A 2,516-nucleotide genomic window follows, 5' to 3' on the forward strand; every position below is an offset into this window, starting at 1 on the left:
TAACAGACCCTTATAGGGTCAAATCAAACCGCCCCTTGAAGGGGCGGTCCTGACTATGGGGCGCACCTTCTGCGTCAGAGAAGAGTGTTTTTTGTGGTGCATGTCTGCCGTAAGAAGCCTTCGCCGTGCGTGTTCCCAGTCTGCAACGACAGCTTTGCCTTCTCCGGGGATGTGGTGACTGGGGGATGGCAGGAGCGGAGAGCTCTGCTTTCCCGCAATGACGTGTTGTCGATGAGGATGTTCTGGAAGGCAGGGCTCGGGAAGAAGCACGGACGCCATGGTCGTGCCGGGAAGGACGGGGAGGGCTGTCGACATTGACTTTTGGTCATCTGCCGATAAAATATGAAGTTTGCTGAAATTTTCTGTTGATAGAGGGTTCTGATGGACGAGGACGCTTCCAGACGTCATTCTCTGCTGTTTCTTTCCCTGCTTTGCTTTGCTCTTGCCGATGTGCGCGACGGGCTGGGACCGTTTCTTGGTGTGTATCTTCAGTCGCAGGGCTGGACTCCCGATGAAATAGGCTTCGTCATGACGGTCGGCGGACTTGCCGAACTTTTCTGCATTACGCCGCTCGGCGCGCTTGCCGACCACACGAGGCACAAGCGCAGGATGATCGCCTCAAGCGTTTGTCTCATCGTTGTCGGATGCGGTCTCATTTTTCTGTGGAACGGTGCGCTTGCAGCGGGCTTTTCGCGCATTCTGCAGAGCGTGGCCGCGGCGGCCATTGCGCCATCGCTTACCGGCATAACGCTCGGCATGGTGGGGCAGAAGGGGCTTGCCGCAAGGCTCGGCGTCAACGAGGCATGGAGCCATGCGGGGAATGCCTCCACTGCGGTCATGGGCGGGGTCGTCGGATATTTCTTCGGGATTCCGGGCGTGTTCTTCGTCATGACCGTCATGGGAGTTCTGGCCGTGTTCAGTCTTGCCAGCATCAATCCTTCACACATCGACTATGCCGTGGCACGAGGTCTTGAGCCTGCGGAAGAGGGCGGTCGGGAACGGCCTGTGCGGAACTTCCGTCTGCTTTTTTATGACAGGGCGTTGCTTGCCGTGGCGCTGACGCTGTTTTTCTTCCATCTCGGCAATGCCGCGCTCCTGCCTCTTCTCGGACAGTCCGCCGTGGCGCGATTCAGCGTCAACGGCGCGGCCTATACCGCAGGCACCGTCGTGCTGGCGCAGGCCACCATGATAGTCGTGGCTCTGTGGGGAGCGAAGGTGGCGCAGAACAAGGGGTACGGACGTCTTTTTCTGCTGGCGTTGCTGGCGCTTCCCGTGCGCGGATGCATAGCGGGTCTGTGGGAAAGCCCGTGGAACATCATTCCCGTGCAGATGCTGGACGGCGTAGGGGCGGGGCTTCTCGGCGTGGCCACGCCCGGCCTCGTGGCCCGAATCCTCAAGGGGAGCGGTCACGTCAACATGGGACTCGGGCTCGTTCTCACCATTCAGGGCGTAGGAGCCTCGCTCAGCAACACGTACGGCGGACTCTTCGCCCATCATGTGAGCTACAGCGCCGCCTTTCTGACTCTTGCCGCCGCGCCTTGCCTGGGACTTGTCATATTCATCGCCGCAACCCGGTTCCTGCCCGCCTTCGCCGGAGCGCTGAAGCCGACGCGCGGGGCACTGGAAAAATAGTGCGGCTCGGTGGACAACGAAGCTTCAAAACAAGTTCCCGTCATGCGGTGCTCAGTTCCGCCTTGCGTTCCAGTGGTCGGCCACGGCCTGTGCCATGCGTTCATGACCGCGTCTGTTCAGATGAATGCCGTCGAAGGACAGGTGCTCCGGGCCGACGACCGGGCGAAAGTCGATGAAGTCCGTGCCGTCCTCCAGGCACTGGAATAGAAGCGCGCGGGCAAAGTCCGCATAGGCGGAGCGCACGAGGTCCATGTCCACGGGGCCCTCGCACCAGCCTTCCGAAACCTCTTGAGAAATCTGCATGGGGATTCCCACCGTGGGGCGGATTCCCATGTCTGAGGCACGGCGGCATATTCCGCGTATGTCGGCAAGAGGCACGGCAACGCCCATGCCCATGAAGAGATTGTTCAGCCCGCCCATGACGAAGAGTTCGTCGCCGAAAAGCTCCTGTTCCGCCATTTCACCGGTGGTCGCGCCGTTGACGCCCCGGTTTATGAACTCATGCCCCGTAAGATTCGAGGCCAGGGCGCACCAGGTTTCCGCGCGCCTGACGCCGTAACCGTAGGTAAGACTGTCGCCTATGCAGAGGATGGTCATGACTGCTCCTTGTGTGCCCGGATGATGCGCGGGGGATGCGATGCCCTGCCGCCGCGGGTCGGGGATCATGATGGAGCGTTTTTTGAATGTCCGCAAGGCAGCTGCGTGTACGGTCGTCCGTCTGAAAAAAACTCAGGCAGTTTACTTGGGAGTGCCGGATTCAGGTGATTTCCGGGCAAATGCATGGATCAGGGGGATTTGCCCTCCGGCTGGCTCCGGGGAGAATGTGACGACGGTTCTTAGAGACCGGGGGGCGGCGAGTGGCGTGGTTCCCGTTTTCCAGAATT

2 protein-coding genes are annotated in these 2,516 nt (G+C 60.3%); one reads left to right on the forward strand and one right to left on the reverse strand.

What is annotated here, in order from left to right:
• The first annotated feature begins 381 nt into the window (after positions 1–381).
• Positions 382–1,632: an MFS transporter gene (locus QZZ60_RS11180; protein WP_295641422.1), complete on the forward strand. Its 1,251-nt coding sequence runs from the start codon at positions 382–384 to the stop codon at positions 1,630–1,632.
• Positions 1,633–1,683: 51 nt separating this feature from the next.
• Here QZZ60_RS11180 and QZZ60_RS11185 read toward each other — a convergent pair whose 3' ends face one another.
• A complete protein-coding gene (locus QZZ60_RS11185) occupies positions 1,684–2,229 on the reverse strand; it encodes a GDSL-type esterase/lipase family protein (RefSeq protein ID WP_295641423.1) in 546 nt (181 codons plus the stop codon).
• Between the last annotated feature and the right edge of the window lie 287 nt (positions 2,230–2,516).

Origin of the sequence: uncultured Mailhella sp. (assembly GCF_905187505.1) — a bacterium.
In the GTDB taxonomy this organism is placed as follows: domain Bacteria; phylum Desulfobacterota; class Desulfovibrionia; order Desulfovibrionales; family Desulfovibrionaceae; genus Mailhella.